A 19,186-nucleotide genomic window follows, 5' to 3' on the forward strand; every position below is an offset into this window, starting at 1 on the left:
AAATGACCCAGAACGACCTTTTAATTGTAGAAGAAAAAAACAAGGCCGCGATTCTGACCCTGAACCGGCCCCGGGTAATGAACTGCCTGAACTTTGATCTTTTGTATGCACTCAAAGACCAGATTGAGGCGCTCCAGTACAGAACCGATATCAGGTGCGTTATCATCACAGGGGCCGGGGACCGCGCCTTCTGCGCAGGTGCAGACCTCAAGGAAAGGGCCACCCTGCCCCCGGATGAGGTGAAACGATTCATCCTCACCATCCGCAACCTGCTCACCTCCATCCAGAACCTGCCTTTGCCCGTGATCGCTGGAGTCAACGGAATTGCCCTGGGCGGCGGCATGGAAGTGGCCCTGGCCTCGGATATCAGGATTGCCTCTGAAACCGCCTCCATGGGGCTGACCGAGACCCGGCTGGCCATTATCCCGGGGGGCGGGGGCACCCAGCGGCTGCCGAGGATTGTAGGGGTGGCCAAGGCCAAGGAGCTGATATTCACAGGGCGGCGGGTCAATGCCCAAGAGGCTCTGGATATCGGGCTGGTCAACCAGGTGGCCTTGGAGGACAAGCTCATGGATACCTGCCTTGCCATGGCCGACATGATTGCCGAGACTGGCCCCATTGCCGTGGAGATGGCCAAATATGCCATTGACAAGGGCATTGAAACCGATCTTGCCACAGGCCTTGCCATAGAATCCAATGCCTATCGGGTGACCATTCCCACTGAAGACCGGACAGAAGGACTTACAGCGTTCAGGGAAAAACGTAAACCTGTATACAAAGGAAAATAAGCCCATGACCGATACCCGATCATTCTGGCTCAAGGAAGAAGAGACCCTGACCGCCCGCCAGCAGGAAGCTATCTGGCCGGGGGGGCAAAAGGCCCTTGACACCCTGGCCAAACGAAATAAACGGCCGGTACGAGAGCTGATCACGGATCTCATAGATCCTGAGACCCAATTTTATGAACTCTCTTTGCTGGCAGGGTTTGGCATGGGATATCCCGGGGTGGATGATGTGCCCTGTGCCGGCATTGTCACGGGCATCGGCAGAATCCACGGCAACTGGACCATGATCATGGCCAATGACGCCAGGGTCAAGGCCGGGACCTATTTTCCCATTACCTTGAAAAAACATATGCGGGCCCAGGCCATTGCGGAAAACTGCGGGCTCAACTGCGTGTATATTGCCGACTCCGGCGGGGTGTTTCTGCCCATGCAGGCTGAGGTGTTTCCCAATGACCAGCACTTTGGGTCCATCTTCTACAACATGGCAAGGATGAGCGCCAAGGGACTTCGCCAGGTCACCCTGTCCACCGGGGGCAATACCGCGGGCGGGGCCTATATCGTATTCATGGCCTGCGAATCCATCATGATTGACCAGCAGTCCTTTTCTTTTCTGGGCGGGCCTCCCCTGGTCAAAATGGCCACGGGCGAGGATATCTCAGCCGAAGACTTAGGCGGGGCCAAGGTTCACACCGGAATTTCAGGCGGGGCCGATCATATCTGCAGCGACCAGGCCGATGCCATCACCCGGGTCAGGGAGCTTCTCTCTTTAACCCGGCCCCAGACGACCCACCTTCACCGGTACCAGGAACAGGAGCCTGCGGTTGCCAAAGACTGTCTTTACGATGTTCTGCCCGCCTCCCCCCACCAGGGACTTAACGGGTATGAGGTGATCTCGGCCATTGCTGACGGCTCTTATTTTATCGAGGCCAAGAAAAATTTTGCCCCGGGCAGGGGCTCCAATATCCTGACCGGAAAAATCCGCATCAAAGGCCTGCCCGTGGGTGTGGTCTGTTCCAACGGGGCCGGCATCATCTTTCACGAGGCCGCCAAAAAGGTGACCGAATGGGTGGTCAGATGCGCCTATGAAAAAATCCCCCTGCTCTTTATCCAGGGAGCGCCCGGCTATATGGTGGGCTCGGACTCCGAACATGCCGGTATCGGCAAGTACGGGGCAGACATGGTCAGGGCGGTCTCCTGCGCCCAGGTCCCCAGAATCCAGCTGGTCATAGGACCTGACAACGGGGCAGCCAATTACGGGATGTGCGGCAGGGCCTATCGGCCCCATTTTCTCTTTTCCACCATGAGGGCAAGAACAGGGGTCATGAGCGGTAAAAGCGCGGGCGGGGTCCTGCTCTCCATTGAACAGGCCAAACGCAAACGCAGCGGCATTCCCATGACAGAAGAGGAAGTTGAAACATTCCAGAACAAGATGATCGACAAGTATGACGGGGAAGCCCATCCCTTTTTCTGCGGATCAAGACTTCTCAATGACCGGGTATTAAAGTTCAATGAAATCCGGGACTGGCTGTCCATGGCCTTTGAGGTCAGCCTTCTCAAACCCATTGGCGATGCGACATTCGGTAATTTCAGATTTTAAAAAGGGAAAACCAATCAAAGGATTTGCAAACCAACATTTTGCCATACCAGATCTTTAAAAGATAAAGGAGAGAGCATGACAGAATATGATTATTGGAAAATTTTTCCCAGAATGCCCAAAAAAGTCACCATCGGCGATATCACGGTAAGAGACGGATTCCAGCACCTGGAAAAATTCATCTCCACCCAGGCAAAAATCACCTATCTTGAAGAATTGATCTTTGCCGGCTGCCGCAACATCGAGGTCACCAACCTGGGCAACCCAAGGCTCATGCCCCAGTTTTCAGATGCAGAGGAATTGTTAACCCATTTGCGCTCGGACCATTTTGTGTCCAGGGCAGCCAAAAAGGGCATTGACATGAAAGATGTGGTGCTCACGGCCATCACCATCCGGGAGGCGTCCGTGGACCGGGCCATTGCCCTGAGCCAAAAAGGTATTGGCCCGGACCGGGTGCTGATGATGGTCTCCACTGAAGAGCAGCACCATTTTGCCAACTCGGGCACCAGCCTGCCCAACTATTGGGCCGAGGCTGAGCGGTGTATCCAAAAATGTTCGGCTGCGGGCATTAAAATGTGCGGCACGGTTTCCACCATCTGGGGCTCCCCCATCGGCGGGGCAACAGATATGAAAGATGCGGTTGAGTTTACCAAGCACTGGCTGGATATCGGTGCTTCGGACATTGAGCATGCCGACCATGACGGGTCCGCTTCAGCAGCCGACGTATACAGATACTTTTCCATGATCCTGGATGAAATCCCGGACACCCGCCTTCACATTGCCCATTTCCATGAGACCAAGCGGGTGGCCGCAGCCTCGGTGCTGGCAGCACTCCAGGCCGGAATCACCCATTTTGAAGCCACTTTGGGCGGCCTTGGGGGACAGCCGGCCAATTTCCTGGATGACCGGCCCATCAAGGGAACCGGTGACTATTATTACGATGACGAGCGCTATGTGGGCCTGGTCTGTTTGGAAGATACCCTTGTGCAAATTGATGAAATGGGTATAGAACATGGGTATGATGTGGACAGAATTCTCTGGCTGGGCAAACAGTTGGAAAAAACCGTGGGCACCCGGCTTAGAAGTGAAGCCGTCATCAACGGCCGGACCCTGAAAGAGGGCCACATGGAATATGCCCGTCCCGGCCTTGCCAAACTCAAAGAAAAACTGGGGGAGACACCGGACCAGATCCTGCCCAGTTCATAGGGCACCCCCCAGGGGTTAGCCCCGGACCTGGTATTAGCAGCCCCTGAACAAGGGATTGTCAATCATTCGATCAAAGGAGATGCCATGGAAAAAGAAGACAAAATTCCCCATATCAACGTGGATTATTTTGAAGATCTCACCGGCCATATCAGCGATGGCAAGGCCGGTGATGTGGATGAGGTGGGGACACGGATACGGCAGCTCAGAAAAGAGCGGGGCATATCCCTTGCCGATCTGTCCAGCCTCACAGGGTTCAAGGTTGAAAAGCTGGAAGCCATTGAAGCGGGCAGGGAAAAACCCCAGCTGGGCATGGGCACCAAACTCTACTCCATCACCCGGAAAAACCAGCGCAAACAGGTGGCAAGATCCGCCTCCAAGACCGGGAAAAAAAATGTATACTCCTATATGAGCCTTGCCCCTGAAGTCCAGGGCCGGCATATGGAAGCTCTGATCGTTCAATTGGAGAATACAGAGGAAAGCGAAATATCCGTGCACAACGGAGAGGAATTCATCTATGTGCTGGAGGGGACAGCCAATCTCACCATTGCCAAGGATTCCTATGATCTTGCGCCCGGAGACAGTGCCTATTATTTGTCCACCACCCCCCATTATCTCACGGCAAAAACCCCGAAAGCGACTATTCTTGCGGTTCTTTACGAATAAGGAGAAACCTTATGCCTAGTCTGTTGTGGCAGCCAAGCGAACAGAGAATCAAGCAGACCCGAATGTACGAGTTCATGTCCAAAGTCAACCAGACGTTTGACAAAACCTTTACGGACTATCCCGGGCTTTGGGAGTGGTCGGTTGAAAACCTTGAAGATTTCTGGGGTCTGGCCTGGGAGTTCCTGGATATCGAGCATTCCCAGCCCTATGAACAGGTAATCCGGGACAAGGACAAGATGCCCGGGGCAAAATTTTTTCCCGGAGCCAAACTCAACTTTGCCGAAAATCTGCTCAGATTCAGAAACGACAGACCGGCGCTGATTTTCCGGGGAGAGGACAAAATCAGGCGCAGTCTGACCTACGACCAGCTCTACAACGAGGTGGCCCAGACGGCCGCAGCCCTTAAAACCGCAGGAATTGTTGCAGGCGACCGGGTGGTGGGGTTTGTCCCCAACATGCCTGAATCCATTGTGGCCATGCTGGCGGCAACCAGCCTGGGCGCTGTCTGGTCCTCCTGCTCCCCGGACTTCGGGATCAAGGGGGTGCTGGACCGGTTCGGCCAGACCAGGCCCAAGGTCTTGTTCACGGCAGATGGGTATTTTTTCAAGGGCAAGCCCCTGGACTCCATAGAAAGAATCGCAGGCATTGTAAAAGAGATTCCCTCCATTGAAAAAATCGTTGTCATTCCCTATGTGAGTGAGGTTCCGGATATCTCGTCTCTGCCCAACTCGGTTCATTTCAAAGATTTCGAGGCTCCTGACGCCAAAGAGATCGAATTTGCTCAGATGAATTTTGACGATCCGCTTTACATTATGTACTCTTCGGGCACCACAGGCCTTCCCAAATGCATGGTCCAAAGCGTGGGCGGGGTCCTGCTCCACCAGAAAAAAGAACTGGTCCTGCACACCGACCTGGGCCCGAAGGATACGATCTTTTATTTTACCACCTGCGGATGGATGATGTGGAACTGGCTGACCTGCGCATTGAGCACAGGCACCACCCTGGTACTCTTTGACGGCAACCCCTTTCATCCCGGCCCTGACGCCCTCTGGCAGATGGCCCAGGATGAAAAAGTCACGGTCTTCGGCACCTCTGCAGGATATATTGAAGCCCTTAAAAACGCCGGGGTAAAACCCGGGGAACAATTTGACTTAAGTCCACTCAAATCCGTTCTATCCACAGGCTCTCCCCTGTCAGATGAAAATTTTCACTTTGTCTATGAGTGTATTAAAAAAGATATCCAGCTGGCCTCCATTTCAGGAGGGTCGGACCTGAACGGCTGTTTTGCCCTGGGCAACCCCATGGGCGGGGTATATGTGGGAGAGCTGCAGTGCCGGGGCCTTGGCATGAAGGTCTTTGCCTATGATCCGGACGGAAACCCTGTGGTGGATGAGCAGGCAGAACTGGTCTGTACGGCGCCTTTTCCCTCCATGCCCATCTATTTCTGGGGAGACAAGGACGGAAGCAAATACCATTCTGCCTATTTTGACCATTATCCAAATATCTGGACCCATGGAGATTTTGTCAAAGTTACCTCCAGGGGCGGAATGATCATGTTCGGCCGGTCCGATGCCACCTTGAACCCGGGGGGCGTCCGTATCGGCACGGCTGAAATCTACCGCCGCCTGGACGCCATGCCGGAAATCGATGATTCCGTGGTGGTGGGCCAGCCCTGGAACAACGATGTCAGGGTCATCCTTTTTGCCAAGCTGGCCCCGGGCATCACCCTGACGCCTGAACTTGAAAAACGGATCCGTGCCGATATCCGCACCCATGCATCGCCCAGGCATGTGCCGGCCAAAATCATTGAAACCCCGGATATCCCCTACACCCTGAACATGAAAAAGGTGGAACTTGCGGTCCGTCACATGATTGTGGGCAAAGAGGTCAAAAATAAAGATGCCCTGAAAAATCCTGAATCCCTGGATTTTTTCGGCGATCTTGAGGCGCTCAAATCCTGATGACCGATTCTGTTAAAACCCATTATGCCTGCCCGGACCTGATCCAAAAAATCCGGGCAGGCATGAACATTATGGGCAAATCCCCAAAGGATCTGACCCTCCGGGATCTTGGCCCTGTGGACCAGCTTCATACGGGCGGGGCCCCGGCCACCCTTGCCATGGGCAAACTGGCCGGACTTGCCAAAGATGCATCTGTTCTTGATGCCGGCTGCGGCCTGGGGGGATCTTCCAGGCTCCTGGCTGAAAAATTCAACCTGAAGATGGTGGGGATCGATCTTTGCCAGGACTTTGTAAACACCGCTGAAACACTCACCCAATGGTGCGGCCTGGACCAGACCTGCGACATTTGCTTTTTCCAGGGGTCTGTTTTGGATCTGCCCTTTGAAACCAATCATTTTGACGCCATTTTATGCCAGCATATCCTCATGAACCTTGAAGACAAGCCAAAGGCCCTGGCTGAATTTTTCAGGGTTGTTAAACCCGGAGGCAAACTCATTCTCCACGAAATCACCCAGGGCCAAGGGCCTGCCCCCCTGATGCCGGTCCCCTGGGCTTCGGATCCATCCATCTCATTTGTGCCGGACTGGGAAAATCTCTTGTCCCAGCTGGAAAACACGGGTTTTGTATTAAATTTTTTTAAAGACCTCACCTCCCAGAGTGCAGCCTGGTGGAAAAAGGTCAATGCCGTTAAAAGAGAAAAAGGACAAGGCCCCTTGAATCCCGGCCTGGTCTTTGGGCAAAATGCCGCCCTTTTCGGTCCAAACATGGAAACCAATTTTTCAAAAAACGCCATCCGCTGCATTGAAGCGGTTCTCATCAAAAAATAAAGCGTAAAAATGCTTTCCTGCGTTGAACCGGAGCAAAAATAAGGATACACTCTGTATCAAATTTATTCAAAGGAGGTCCCATGATATCTGAAAAACTTGAAAAAGCCATCAACTATCAGATCAACCGTGAACTCTTTTCAGAGTATTATTATTTGTCCATGGCATCTTATTTTAATTCAACCGGGCTGAGCGGTTTTGAAAACTTTTTTTTAGTCCAGGTGGAAGAGGAAAGGTTCCATGCCATGAAAATGTACCGTTTTCTCAATGAAAAAGGCGGACAGGTGACCCTGGGGGCCATCGAAGCCCCGAAGACCGAGTTCAAGTCCCCTTTGGAGGTCTTCCAACTGGCCTATGACCACGAAAAACTGGTATCCGGGCTTATCAACACGCTCATGGATCTTGCCATTTCAGAAAACGACCATGCCACAAGGCATTTTTTAAACTGGTTTGTTGAAGAGCAGGTTGAAGAAGAGGCCTCCATGGAAACCATTTTAAACAAACTCAAACTGGTCAAGGGACAAGGCCATGGGCTGCTCATGCTCGACGGGGAACTTGCCCGGCGAACCTTTACCCCCCCGGCCCGGTAATCGGGCAACCGCCTGAAAATCACCCCAGGGCGGCACCGGCTGAGGGTCAAATCAGCCAGGGCCCGTCTCTCAGCCGTATCAGGGTCCGGCACTTCCCCACTATCATTTCAGCCCTGGGGTCTTGGTCATCTACCATTTGATGTTGCACCTTGAAAATCAATGACAGACCAATTCACTAAAAAGCATATTTTTTCCGCATAATTGCATATTATATGCATAAAATCCTGGTTTTTATGCATTAATAAGAATTTTTTCTTGACTCCGGGCCAAATATTCAGATATCTTTTTATCAGAAAAGCCGTTCTTAAAATTATGCTTCAATAAAAAATGTGGAAAGGAAAACAATGGATATCTATTATATTGACGGAGAATTTGTACCAGAGGACCAGGCCGTGATTCCGGCCAAGGATATCACCGTATTAAGAGGATTTGGCGTCTTTGATTTTTTGATCACGTACAACAGGCGTCCCTTCTGCCTTGAAACCCATGTGGCCCGGCTTGAAAATTCAGCCAGAGAGATCGGGCTGAGTCTGACCCACTCCAACAAAGAAATCTGTGATATTGTTTTAAAGACCCTGGAAAAAAATTCCCACCATACAGAGTCCAACATCAGGATCGTTTATTCCGGCGGCATCAGCCCAGACGGGGTAACCCCCCAGGGCAACGGCATCCTCATGGTCATGGTCACCCCTAAACTGGAACTGCCCGACTGGTGGTATACCAAGGGAACCAAGGTCATCACCGTGGATATGGAGCGGTTTATCCCGGCCTCAAAATCCACCAATTACCTGTCAGCCGTCTTTGCCCAGCAAAAAGCCCATGCCCAGGGAGGGGTTGAAGCCATTTACAAGGACAGCCAGGGCAGGCTGCTGGAAGGCACCACCACCAACTTTTTCTGTTTCAAGGGAAACACCCTGATCACCCCGCCCGATACCATCCTGCCCGGTGTGACCCGTAAAAAAGTGCTGGAACTGCTCAAAGAGACCCATGAGATTCAGCTGCGCCATATCAATGCAGAGGAACTTGACCAGATGGACGAAATCTTTATTACAGCCTCCAACAAAGAAATCGTTCCGGTGATCCAGGTGGATGAACTCATGATCGGCAACGGCAAACCCGGAGAAAAAACAAAGGCCCTGCTCAGCACCTGGGCAGCGTACACAAAGGAATACGGGATTGGAGAGGTTGCGGCCTGATGAAGGAGACCTCCTCTTGTCTTGAATCCCTGACCCGGGTAAAGGTGGATCTTGGCATTCTGGGACAAAATATCAGGGCGTTAAAAGGCCTGACCGCACCGGGTACAAAATTCATGGCCGTGGTCAAGGCCAATGCTTACGGCCACGGTGCCGTGCCCGTGGCCAGAACCGCCCTGGCAAACAAGGCGGATTTTCTGGCCGTGGCAAGGATTTCAGAAGCCGTGGAATTAAGAAAGGTCCGGATCACAGCCCCCATTCTTTTATTTGGTGAAATCATGCCCAATCAGGTCTCCTACCTGGCAGAACATGATATCAGGGCCACCATAACCGACCTTGCCACGGCAAAGGCTTTGGGCGCAGAGGCTGTTCGAGGGAAAAAGCCTTTAAAAATCCACATCAAGGTGGATACGGGCATGGGCAGGCTCGGGTTGATCCAGGGCCAGCCAGGACTCGACATTCCAACCCCGGGCCTGGTTGAAGATATTTTCGCCATTGGCGCCATTAAGGGGCTGGCCGTGGAAGGGATGTACACCCACCTGGCCAGGGCAGATGAAAAGGATAAAACCCATGCCATGGCCCAGGTTCGAGGATTTTCCAGACTGATAGACCTGCTGGCTGAAAAAAACAGCCGGCCTGAGATCATCCATGCAGCCAATTCAGCCGCCCTCATTGACCTGGCCGAATCCCATTTTGATATGGTAAGGCCAGGCATTGCCATTTACGGGCTCTGGCCCTCGGATGCCGTGGACCAGACCCGGATATCCCTCGCCCCTGCCATGTCCATTGAATCCAGAATCATCCAGATCAAATCTGTGCCCAAAGGGTTCGGGGTCAGCTATGGGTCCACCCATGTCACCCCCTCACCCACACGGATCGCCACAGTCCCCATAGGCTATGCCGACGGGTACAGCCGTCTTTTATCCAACCGGGGCCACATGCTGGTCCAAGGACAAAAAGCGCCGGTGATCGGCCGGGTATGCATGGACTTTACCCTTATTGATATAGGCCATATTCCCGGTGCCGTTGTGGGGGAAAAGGTTATTATCATGGGCGTTCAGGACAAAAATGCGGTTCTGGCAGAGGATATTGCCAAAATCATGGGCACCATCAACTATGAGGTCACAGCGGGACTGACCGCCCGCATGCCTCTTTCCCACCTGAATTCAGGAACCCAATTAAATGAATAAATTGTCTTCCTTTGATTTTAGCACCTGGACCTCCGGAAAAAAAGCGGAGGCCAGCATCATCATTGCCGGAGACTGGGCCCCCATTCGGGATTTTGCCCCCTGATCCAAAAGGATCCCCGATCTGTTTACGGAAATCTGCTCCCAATGCTGCAGGCTGCCGACCTAAGCCTTGCCAATCTTGAAGCCCCCTTGAGTGATATTGGCCGTCCTGCGACCAAAAGCGGGGCGGTGTTCAAAGGAGAGGCAAAAGATGTACTGGGCCTTGGCGCAGTCCCCTTTGATGCCGTGACCCTGGCCAACAACCATATGTTTGATTATGGCCTGTCAGCCTTTCAAGAGACCCTTGATGTTTTGGACCAAAACAAAATTAAACATGTGGGTGCAGGCATGGACCTGAAAGAGGCCCAAACGCCTCTGATATTGACGGCCCAGGGCATTAACATCGCCATTGTCAATTTCAGCGAAGGCGAAGACCTCACAGGTGCCGGAAAAGGCCCCGGGGTCATGGGCTGGGATATCCCGGCCCTAGAGGCCCAAATCAAACGCTTAAAACAAAATACCGATCTTGTCATTGTTGTTGCCCATTGCAGCCTGGAATATATCCCCTTTGCCCCCCCCTATGTGATGTCAGCCTTTAAACAATTGGCCGAGGCAGGGGCAGATGCCGTCATCGGCCACCACCCCCATGTTCCCCAGGGCATCCTGATTCACCAGGGGGTACCCATCTGCTGCAGCCTGGGCAATTTTGTCTTTTTCCAGCCCACCGATTTTTTCTGGCGAAAACTTGGGTATATGGTCAAAATCGGGGTATGTGACAAAGGCACAGCCAGCCTTGAGGTCATTCCCTATAAGATCCATGATTTGGGCATCTCAGGGCTTGACACCCGGGAAAAACAAATTTTTTTCAACCGGTTAAAAGACATTTCATCCCCCCTTGAGACCCAGGCCGGAATTAAAGATGCCTGGAAAGGGTTTTTAAGCTATTACGGGGCTGACGGATTTAAAAACGAAGTGGCCATGATCATGGAAAAGCTATCCTCAGACCCGGGCAAAGGGGCGGCCATGTTCAGGAACCGGCTGACCACAAACCAGCATCTTTTCCATCTGTAAATAAATCCCTATCAAATTCCCAGCTCTTTATCCAGCCGGCCTTCAAAGAAAATTGCCAACTGGGAAATTGTCAGTGACCAATTTTGAATCGGCATTGTCCATTTTTTACTGGCGTTTTGGATCCCCATGTAAAGCAGCTTTAACAGGCTGTTCTGGTTCGGGAATGATCCCTTTGTTTTGGTCAGTTTTCGAAACTGTCGATGCACAGCCTCAATGGTATTTGTGGTGTATATTATCCGTCGAATCTCTTCTGGATATTTAAAGAAATGACTGAGGCGTTCCCAGTTGTTCCGCCAGGATTTTATCACAATCGGGTATTTGTCATTCCATTTATTTTCCAAGATATCCAGTTCTTCTTCGGCCAGATCCTTATTGACCGCTTTATAAACACGTTTTAGATCTGCCATAAATTCCTTTTTATTTTTGGAACCAACGTATTTCAATGAATTTCGGATCTGGTGGACTACGCAGAGTTGAACTTCTGTGTCCGGGAATATGGTCTCAATGGCCTCGGGAAAACCTTTTAGACCATCAACACAGGCAATCAGGATATCTTTTACCCCTCGGTTTGAAAGGTCTGTTAACACCTGCAGCCAGAAGTTCGCACCCTCATTCTCGGATATGTACAGCCCAAGAACCTCTTTGCGGCCCTCGATATTCACCCCAAGAATTGTGTAAACGGCTTTGCTGCCGACCTTTCCGTTTTCTCGTACTTTATAATGTATGGCATCAAGCCATACGATTGGGTACACATTTTCCAACGGCCTGGCCTGCCATTCTTTGACGGTATGGATGATTTTATCGGTAATGGTGCTCAGAGTGGCATTTGAAATCTCAAGTCCATAGATTTCCTGTAAATGGGAAGCCATATCATTATAACTCATGCCCAGGCCGTAAAGGGCTATTATCTTTCTTTCAATTTCATCGCTGAGCGTTGTCTGATGTTTTTTGACGATCTGTGGAGAGAAGGTTCCGGCCCTGTCACGCGGGGTTTCCAGCTCAAATTTACTATCCAGGGATTTAATGGTCTTTTTGCTTTTTCCATTACGGCGGTTGGCAGAAACTTCCTGCCCGAGATGGGACTCCAACTCTCCTTCAAGAGCAGCTTCAGCAAGATTTTTGATTAATGATGTAAGGACGCCGCCCTTACCTGTGAAGGGTTTACCTTCCTGGATGCCTTTAAGGGCTTTTTGAAAATCAAATTCGGTGTTTTCTTCGGTCATGTCAGTTCTCCTTATTTAGCTGAGTATATCAGCTTTCATTCAACTGACACAGAATTTTGAACGCCCTCCCGCAAAGTGCTGGATCAGCCTATAAACAATTAAAAGACTTTATCCAATTGATATTCAGATAAATTTGCATTTGCCTAACAATAATTTACTGATATAAAAACACAGAGGACAGCTTTGGATTCACAATCCACAAATTTATTTTTCCATAATATCAACACCATATTTAGACATTTTTTCACCAGATTCAAAATAATGCTCTCTTAAAATGCTTTCAATGATATGTGGGTCTTTGGTAGAAAGGGCTTCTATAATTTTTTTATGTCTTTGATAAACTTGTTCAGTAGAAAAAAGCTTTATCCAGTGTTTATAAAGCAAAAATTTTGAGATTCCCTGGCATGAACGTCTGCAAAGTTCAACAATGAGATCGTTGTCTATTTTAGAAAAAAGGATATCATGAAAATCGTTATCAAGGGGAACCAAATCAGAGATTTGACCGTTGTTATCTGCAACTTTTTTCATTTTACCCAGTATCATATTTAGCCTATCAATATCAGTTTTAGTGTAACGTTTTATGGAAACAGCGACTGCTGCAGCTTCCAGAACACCACCTGTAAAATAGCTGTTTTTAATTTGCTTGGACGTCAATGCAGTAATTCGTTTCACTTTTTGGGGGTGGGCCTGAATAAGCCCCTCCCTTAGCAGTACTTGCATGGCTTCACGAACCGGAGCACGGCTTATGGATAATTCCGAAGCGATTGTAACCTCTCGGACAGGATCCCCTGGTGAGAGTTCTCCATTTAATAGTTTGCTTTTTATAAAATCGACAATTTGATCACAATAGGTTGTTTTTTTAAAATCAGCCAAATAATCTTCCCTTTTAATGATAAAAATCAGAAATAAATTTAAGGTAGTTTCAGGAAATCCGTTTTTCAATAGAATCTTTATTATACTCTTTTTTCCTGCTGAGATAGCCCTTTGCCTTTTCGATATTTTCCGATAATATTTTAATTGCATTTACTACAATACTAATATAGTTCGAGCAATCTTTTTTTGTAAACTCAGGAATAACATTCTGTTTTATATACAATTTATCAACCGCCATTGATAAAACCGCTGCTGTTCCGGGTATTAAGCCACCACCGGCAACTATCTCGTGAAGTTCCTCGGTCATATAACTTACACCACCGGCATCCTGGCTTATCAAAATCGCAAGTTCTCCTATCAGCCGAACCTTGTCGGATGATTTTTTTGCACATTCAAGTTGCCGACCAATATCACAGATCCTGCGACCTAAATTGGCTGTAATCTCTCTCATTTCTCCGGAATATCTGGGGTAGGCTGTATCTGATTGAATTAAGGGCAGACCATCTTTTCTTATTGCATCAGACAATGCCTTGCCAACAGCAGGATTGTCCATTTCCTTGTTATACCTAACCAAAAAAGAGGGGGTATCTAACGAATCAGAGATGGACGGGATATAGGCTTTACTTTCCAATACGATCGTTGGAATATTTTCTATCCCAAGGGTGTCCATGAGTTGGCCTTTTGAGTAGAAATTCAAATTTCCTTCTTGATCTTCTACTGGCCCTATCCCCCCGCGTGTTGCATTCAATACAGCCATTACAGCAACATCTATATTGTCAATCGCAAGAGTTGTTCCTAAACATGCCCCTACATTACATCTAATTCCTTCTTTAAAAACAGGAATATTGTTGGGATATTTTTTTTTAAACGTGTTGATCACAGCCAAACAAACAGCGGTTTGAAAAGAGACCGGCGCTTCCAGCACCCCCTGTCCATAAATTCGTCCAAACGCTCTAAGGGCAATACTTTGGCTAAACCGAGCATCAGAACCTATGGCATTTTGCATGAGATTAAACTCATAGGGGGTCACCCCTCTTCTAGAAACAGCTTTGCCCATCCCTCCATCCTGAGTAAATACGCTTATTGTACCATTGTCAATCGTGACTTTTACAATTGTAAGATCACAAGGATAGGCTTTTTCAATCAAACTGATACTTACAGCAAAACCAGCAGAGTCATCTTGAATAAACCCAGAATGACTGTGAACATGTCCTGCACCGGCATGACCGGTGATACCGAATATGGCTTTATTTGAACTAGGTGTTATTTTCATTTCATGATTACTTTGAATTATTTTTCCAACTATTTCAACAACCACAGGCTTAAACCCGGAAAAAAGGTAATGATTAGCAATGACACGATCATTGACAATAAAAATGGGAGAACGGCTTTACTCAATTTTTCTATTGGCACTGAGCTTAACCCACTTCCGATAAAAAGGTTAACCCCCACAGGAGGCGTACAAAACCCCATGGAGATATTAATGATCATAATAATTCCAAAATGAACCGGATCAACGCCAATCTTTGTGACCACGGGTAGTAATAAGGGTGCAAATATTAAAATATTTGCCAGTGCATCCATAAAGGTTCCCATAACTAATAAAAACAGGATAATGATTGGAAGCAGCACATATGTTTTATCAGAGATGCCTAATAACATTTGTACCATCATATCCGGTAACCCCAGTAAAACAAACACCTGACCCAATGCAGTGGCCATGATAACGACCAAAAAGACTGAAGAGCTTATGACAGCCGAATTTTTTAATATTTCATAGACCGTCACCCAATCAAGGGATTTAATAACAAACCCTTCTATGACAAATGCGTAAACAACGGCAACAGCAGCGGCTTCCGTTGGTGTTGATATACCGCCATAAATACCGCCAAGAACGATTATGGGTACCAACAGCGCCCATTTTGCACTTAAAAAGGGAATGTTCAGAATTCTGTGTCACGGTTTCGGTTCCCGGATCTGCCTCAGCGCCAGCGGAAGTAAAAGTCAGGTCCGAGAATGGGCCTTCAATCAGCCACGTCGGAGGAGTTGACTTTTGCTGGAGTGGAGTTCCTGGAACCATCTTTTCCATCTGTAAATAAATCCCTATCAAATTCCCAGCTCTTTATCCAGCCGGCCTTCAAAGAAAATTGCCAACTGGGAAATTGTCAGTAACCAATTTTGAATCGGCATTGTCCATTTTTTACTGGCGTTCTGGATCCCCATGTAAAGCAGCTTTAACAGGCTGTCCTGGTTCGGGAATGATCCCTTTGTTTTGGTCAGTTTTCGAAACTGTCGATGCACAGCCTCAATGGTATTTGTGGTGTATATTATCCGTCGAATCTCTTCTGGATATTTAAAGAAATGACTGAGGCGTTCCCAGTTGTTCCGCCAGGATTTTATCACAATCGGGTATTTGTCATTCCATTTATTTTCCAAGATATCCAGTTCTTCTTCGGCCAGATCCTTATTGACCGCTTTATAAACACGTTTTAGATCTGCCATAAATTCCTTTTTATTTTTGGAACCAACGTATTTCAATGAATTTCGGATCTGGTGGACTACGCAGAGTTGAACTTCTGTGTCCGGGAATATGGTCTCAATGGCCTCGGGAAAACCTTTTAGACCATCAACACAGGCAATCAGGATATCTTTTACCCCTCGGTTTGAAAGGTCTGTTAACACCTGCAGCCAGAAGTTCGCACCCTCATTCTCGGATATGTACAGCCCAAGAACCTCTTTGCGGCCCTCGATATTCACCCCAAGAATTGTGTAAACGGCTTTGCTGCTGACCTTTCCGTTTTCTCGTACTTTATAATGTATGGCATCAAGCCATACGATTGGGTACACATTTTCCAACGGCCTGGCCTGCCATTCTTTGACGGTATGGATGATTTTATCGGTAATGGTGCTCAGAGTGGCATTTGAAATCTCAAGTCCATAGATTTCCTGTAAATGGGAAGCCATATCATTATAACTCATGCCCAGGCCGTAAAGGGCTATTATCTTTCTTTCAATTTCATCGCTGAGCGTTGTCTGATGTTTTTTGACGATCTGTGGAGAGAAGGTTCCGGCCCTGTCACGCGGGGTTTTTAGCTCAAATTTACCATCCAGGGATTTAATGGTCTTTTTGCTTTTTCCATTACGGCGGTTGGCAGAAACTTCCTGCCCGAGATGGGACTCCAACTCTCCTTCAAGAGCAGCTTCAGCAAGATTTTTGATTAATGATGTAAGGACGCCGCCCTTACCTGTGAAGGGTTTACCTTCCTGGATGCCTTTAAGGGCTTTTTGAAAATCAAATTCGGTGTTTTCTTCGGTCATGTCAGTTCTCCTTATTTAGCTGAGTATATCAGCTTTCATTCAACTGACACAGAATTTTGAACGCCCTCTTTTTTACTGGCGTTCTGGATCCCCATGTAAAGCAGCTTTAACAGGCTGTCCTGGTTCGGGAATGATCCCTTTGTTTTGGTCAGTTTTCGAAACGGGCGCATTCCCATTTTCCCGGTTATACCGCTGGCACTGGATTGTGCATGTTTGCCATCTGCTTCAGGCAGTTCCAACGCCCTGCTTTATAAAATGATCGCAGCATAATCATTTTTTCTGCATTCTCCCGATACCAAAAGATGCATGGACCTTTAAGACGTAAATTCACGACTCTCCGAATCGAACTTTCAATAGCACCGCTGCCAATAGGTAAGTTCAACGCTTTTACAGTTGAGAAATTAAGCCTCAGTTCATTGCGCACAAAATAATCCCGTTCCGTCTTAATAGCCTTACTGTTTCTGCCTCTACAAAGCTTCTGGACGGCCTGTACCACCTCAATCGCCTTTCCCTTCAGCAGAAGACCTCGCTGCTTCGATACCCAGCGTTTGCGTTCCTTGGATGACCAGGTCTTCCTTAAGCCTACTACTGTACCCAGATGCTCAACTGCATGGTAGAAATCGAGAAGTTCATACACACGCTCAGGAGCCAAACCCAATGCTTTTAGCAGTCCGGGGATTCGATTCCAAATCCAATGTGCCCCATCTGCAACAAACAGTATTTTGTCTGAGTTCTGAATATGAAGGGAGTTCAAATAACCCTTTAACAAGTGGAATACACCATCCGGTCCATTGAAACAGCCATCAATAAATGGTGAAAAGCTTTTTTCTTGTTTTCCATGGGCGTCCACTACATAAATGATCAAAAGCTTGGGTTCTCGCCATGCCCCACGAAATCGGGTTCTATCCTTTTGGGTTTTTGGTCCCCTTTTCTTCTCTCTGAGCCGAGTGCGGCCACCATCAGTGCTGATAACGACTCGCCGCCCTTCAAGTAAATCTCCATCATTTAATGGGATTCGGCCCGCTTGTTGTTCGGCTCGAGCCCGCTCTGCGTACCGATAGGTCAGTTTACGGATGACCTTTATACCCAACGTCATCCCACGGTCACAAAGCACTTGACGGACTTCTTCAAAAGAACTTAATAAGGCTGACCAAGAACTCACCATAGAAGCCAAAGCAGGCGAGCAGCGATCATGGATTCCAAGAAGGATTAAACCAGCGTATGCACCTTTATATCTTTTTCCTTTTCGGCGGTCACAGGACCTTCGATAGTATCGAACATGAATATCAACCGAACTATCTGTACAAAGCTGAATCCAAACGGTCTCAAGCCCTTCGCTTTTCATCCGTCCCGGCCAATTGGACATCAATTCTTTTTCTTGGTCGACCTGTTCAGAGGAATCTACTGAGGCCTGGATCTTTTTTTTAAAAAAAAGGCGCTTATCCGATTTGTATACTCAAGGATTTCCTGCTCCATCTGTTCTAATTCGTTAGCGTTACGAACCAAGCGATTTGGATCTTCTTCCAGTTCTTTGAGGCATGCAAGGACTTCATCAACAGTATTACAATCTTCAGCTTTCTTCATTAGCACAATCCATTTATGTTCATTTCAGCGTAACAGAGGATATCATTCTTTTTGCTCTAAAAGACAGGCCTTTTTAAAACCGGGAAAATGGGAATGCGCCCAGGAAGATTGGATGCAGCCCATGAGCATAAACGCCCTGATCCAAAAATACACGCTTGCGCCCCATCCAGAAGGGGGATATTTCAAAGAGATCTACCGGTCAAACCTGAGTGGAAAGTCACCGGTTACGGGCAGTTTACGCCATTGGGCCACCCATATTTATTTTCTGCTGACCCAAGGCCAGGTCAGCCGGTTCCACAGGGTGGCTCATGATGAACTCTGGCATTTTTACCAGGGAGACCCCTTAAATCTGTTCCTCTACGACGGCAGTCAGGTCAAACCAATGACCCTGGGACCGGGCCAGAACTATATGGCCCTTGTGCCGAGAAACGTCTGGCAGGCCGCTGAAACCAAAGGAAACTACAGTTTTGTTGGGTGTAAGGTGGCACCGGGGTTTGATTTTGCTGATTTTTCATTTCTTAAGGATTCAGACCAGGACCTGACAAAATTTAATAAAACCCAGACTCAATTCAAAAAATTTATTTAGGATATTGCCCAGGAATTCAAGACCAAAAGACACCCCGATCAACTAAAACATAAATCCGATTAAAAGACAAAAGGCATGAGTCTGGTGAGCAGTCCCGGCCCCCCCCCCAGGTTAAACACAATCCGGGGAGTCATCCGGGCAGAAACCATTCCTTTGGCCATGAAGATATCTTTAATATCCCAGTCCAGCTGGCTAATTTTTTCTCCTGTGACGGTATCATATACATATTCATTGGCCTAGCCCTGGATATAGCTAAGTGAAAAATTAATTTTCAGGGGGATGGCGCCTCCCTGGCGTTTGGCAGGATCCGATGTCAAAAAATATATCATTGCCGATTATTTACCATATATCAACCGCCCTGGCGACGGCACTCCGGGCCATTTCAGATGGATTCCTTTAGTTTTCCCGGTCCTTTGTCGGAATAGCCATTGACATCCCGGGATTCCGCCCTCATTATTTTAGGCATAGGTATTTTAAACTCCTGTC

Annotated in this window: 19 protein-coding genes; 11 read left to right on the forward strand and 8 right to left on the reverse strand. The window is 48.4% G+C overall.

All coding sequences use genetic code 11. The features are described 5' to 3' along the window. The first annotated feature begins 2 nt into the window (after positions 1–2). From HUN05_22395 to HUN05_22440, 10 genes are all read left to right on the forward strand, one after another. Positions 3–788, forward strand: a complete 786-nt coding sequence (locus HUN05_22395) for an enoyl-CoA hydratase/isomerase family protein (GenBank protein WDP87538.1) — start codon at positions 3–5, stop codon at positions 786–788. A gap of 4 nt (positions 789–792) precedes the next feature. Further along, positions 793–2,382, forward strand: coding sequence for a propionyl-CoA carboxylase (locus HUN05_22400; protein WDP87539.1), 1,590 nt, complete (start codon positions 793–795; stop codon positions 2,380–2,382). Positions 2,383–2,457: 75 nt separating this feature from the next. Continuing rightward, positions 2,458–3,585 carry a pyruvate carboxyltransferase gene (locus tag HUN05_22405; GenBank protein ID WDP87540.1) on the forward strand — a complete coding sequence of 376 codons (1,128 nt, stop codon included), beginning with the start codon at positions 2,458–2,460 and terminating at the stop codon, positions 3,583–3,585. A gap of 84 nt (positions 3,586–3,669) precedes the next feature. Continuing rightward, positions 3,670–4,248 carry a helix-turn-helix transcriptional regulator gene (locus tag HUN05_22410; GenBank protein ID WDP87541.1) on the forward strand — a complete coding sequence of 193 codons (579 nt, stop codon included), beginning with the start codon at positions 3,670–3,672 and terminating at the stop codon, positions 4,246–4,248. Positions 4,249–4,259: 11 nt separating this feature from the next. Further along, positions 4,260–6,209 (forward strand): acetoacetate--CoA ligase, encoded by a 1,950-nt coding sequence (locus HUN05_22415; GenBank protein WDP87542.1) that lies wholly within the window; start codon positions 4,260–4,262, stop codon positions 6,207–6,209. After that, positions 6,209–7,036, forward strand: coding sequence for a methyltransferase domain-containing protein (locus HUN05_22420; GenBank protein ID WDP87543.1), 828 nt, complete (start codon positions 6,209–6,211; stop codon positions 7,034–7,036). Before HUN05_22415 ends, HUN05_22420 begins: the two co-directional genes overlap by 1 nt. A gap of 80 nt (positions 7,037–7,116) precedes the next feature. Continuing rightward, a complete protein-coding gene (locus HUN05_22425; GenBank protein WDP87544.1) occupies positions 7,117–7,623 on the forward strand; it encodes a ferritin in 507 nt (168 codons plus the stop codon). Positions 7,624–7,967: 344 nt separating this feature from the next. After that, positions 7,968–8,819 carry an aminotransferase class IV gene (locus HUN05_22430; GenBank protein WDP87545.1) on the forward strand — a complete coding sequence of 284 codons (852 nt, stop codon included), beginning with the start codon at positions 7,968–7,970 and terminating at the stop codon, positions 8,817–8,819. Beyond that, a complete protein-coding gene (gene alr / locus HUN05_22435) occupies positions 8,819–10,006 on the forward strand; it encodes an alanine racemase (GenBank protein ID WDP87546.1) in 1,188 nt (395 codons plus the stop codon). The genes HUN05_22430 and alr overlap by 1 nt, the downstream gene beginning before the upstream one ends. 24 nt (positions 10,007–10,030) lie before the next feature. Further along, positions 10,031–11,116: a CapA family protein gene (locus tag HUN05_22440; protein ID WDP88192.1), complete on the forward strand. Its 1,086-nt coding sequence runs from the start codon at positions 10,031–10,033 to the stop codon at positions 11,114–11,116. 11 nt (positions 11,117–11,127) lie between these two features. Here the strand turns inward: HUN05_22440 and HUN05_22445 are convergent, their stop codons facing one another. The 7 genes from HUN05_22445 to HUN05_22475 form a co-directional block, all read right to left on the reverse strand. Beyond that, a complete protein-coding gene (locus HUN05_22445; protein WDP87547.1) occupies positions 11,128–12,339 on the reverse strand; it encodes an IS256 family transposase in 1,212 nt (403 codons plus the stop codon). 204 nt (positions 12,340–12,543) lie between these two features. Continuing rightward, positions 12,544–13,212, reverse strand: a complete 669-nt coding sequence (locus tag HUN05_22450) for a GntR family transcriptional regulator (protein WDP88193.1) — start codon at positions 13,210–13,212, stop codon at positions 12,544–12,546. Positions 13,213–13,261: 49 nt separating this feature from the next. Continuing rightward, complete coding sequence (locus HUN05_22455) at positions 13,262–14,485, reverse strand: hypothetical protein (protein ID WDP88194.1); 1,224 nt, start codon at positions 14,483–14,485, stop codon at positions 13,262–13,264. Positions 14,486–14,514: 29 nt separating this feature from the next. Next, the gene (locus HUN05_22460) at positions 14,515–15,162 is read right to left on the reverse strand and encodes a TRAP transporter large permease subunit (GenBank protein WDP88195.1); all 648 of its coding nucleotides are present in this window, start codon (positions 15,160–15,162) and stop codon (positions 14,515–14,517) included. Between the two features lie 156 nt (positions 15,163–15,318). Next, a complete protein-coding gene (locus HUN05_22465; GenBank protein WDP87548.1) occupies positions 15,319–16,530 on the reverse strand; it encodes an IS256 family transposase in 1,212 nt (403 codons plus the stop codon). Between the two features lie 184 nt (positions 16,531–16,714). Further along, positions 16,715–17,875 carry a hypothetical protein gene (locus HUN05_22470; GenBank protein WDP87549.1) on the reverse strand — a complete coding sequence of 387 codons (1,161 nt, stop codon included), beginning with the start codon at positions 17,873–17,875 and terminating at the stop codon, positions 16,715–16,717. A 56-nt stretch (positions 17,876–17,931) separates the two neighbouring features. Further along, entirely contained in the window at positions 17,932–18,114 is a 183-nt protein-coding gene (locus HUN05_22475; GenBank protein ID WDP87550.1) for a hypothetical protein, read from the reverse strand. A 121-nt stretch (positions 18,115–18,235) separates the two neighbouring features. On the opposite strand from HUN05_22475, the gene HUN05_22480 reads away from it, so the two are divergent. Next, positions 18,236–18,700: a cupin domain-containing protein gene (locus tag HUN05_22480; GenBank protein ID WDP88196.1), complete on the forward strand. Its 465-nt coding sequence runs from the start codon at positions 18,236–18,238 to the stop codon at positions 18,698–18,700. 59 nt (positions 18,701–18,759) lie between these two features. On the opposite strand, the gene HUN05_22485 is transcribed toward HUN05_22480, so the two are convergent. Further along, positions 18,760–18,897: a hypothetical protein gene (locus HUN05_22485; protein ID WDP88197.1), complete on the reverse strand. Its 138-nt coding sequence runs from the start codon at positions 18,895–18,897 to the stop codon at positions 18,760–18,762. Positions 18,898–19,186 lie beyond the last annotated feature (289 nt).

This window comes from Desulfobacter sp., assembly GCA_028768545.1.
Lineage (GTDB): Bacteria > Desulfobacterota > Desulfobacteria > Desulfobacterales > Desulfobacteraceae > Desulfobacter.

Excerpts from the sequence above, each read along its gene's own strand:
- HUN05_22430 (WDP87545.1), top strand. The coding sequence starts at position 7,968 with ATGGATATCTATTATATTGACGGAGAATTTGTACCAGAGGACCAGGCC.
- HUN05_22480 (WDP88196.1), top strand. The coding sequence starts at position 18,236 with ATGAGCATAAACGCCCTGATCCAAAAATACACGCTTGCGCCCCATCCA.
- HUN05_22470 (WDP87549.1), bottom strand. The coding sequence starts at position 17,875 with ATGAAAAGCGAAGGGCTTGAGACCGTTTGGATTCAGCTTTGTACAGAT.
- HUN05_22455 (WDP88194.1), bottom strand. The coding sequence starts at position 14,485 with ATGAAAATAACACCTAGTTCAAATAAAGCCATATTCGGTATCACCGGT.
- HUN05_22445 (WDP87547.1), bottom strand. The coding sequence starts at position 12,339 with ATGACCGAAGAAAACACCGAATTTGATTTTCAAAAAGCCCTTAAAGGC.
- HUN05_22475 (WDP87550.1), bottom strand. The coding sequence starts at position 18,114 with ATGAAGAAAGCTGAAGATTGTAATACTGTTGATGAAGTCCTTGCATGC.
- HUN05_22405 (WDP87540.1), top strand. The coding sequence starts at position 2,458 with ATGACAGAATATGATTATTGGAAAATTTTTCCCAGAATGCCCAAAAAA.
- HUN05_22400 (WDP87539.1), top strand. The coding sequence starts at position 793 with ATGACCGATACCCGATCATTCTGGCTCAAGGAAGAAGAGACCCTGACC.
- HUN05_22410 (WDP87541.1), top strand. The coding sequence starts at position 3,670 with ATGGAAAAAGAAGACAAAATTCCCCATATCAACGTGGATTATTTTGAA.
- HUN05_22395 (WDP87538.1), top strand. The coding sequence starts at position 3 with ATGACCCAGAACGACCTTTTAATTGTAGAAGAAAAAAACAAGGCCGCG.
- HUN05_22425 (WDP87544.1), top strand. The coding sequence starts at position 7,117 with ATGATATCTGAAAAACTTGAAAAAGCCATCAACTATCAGATCAACCGT.
- alr (WDP87546.1), top strand. The coding sequence starts at position 8,819 with ATGAAGGAGACCTCCTCTTGTCTTGAATCCCTGACCCGGGTAAAGGTG.
- HUN05_22415 (WDP87542.1), top strand. The coding sequence starts at position 4,260 with ATGCCTAGTCTGTTGTGGCAGCCAAGCGAACAGAGAATCAAGCAGACC.
- HUN05_22420 (WDP87543.1), top strand. The coding sequence starts at position 6,209 with ATGACCGATTCTGTTAAAACCCATTATGCCTGCCCGGACCTGATCCAA.
- HUN05_22465 (WDP87548.1), bottom strand. The coding sequence starts at position 16,530 with ATGACCGAAGAAAACACCGAATTTGATTTTCAAAAAGCCCTTAAAGGC.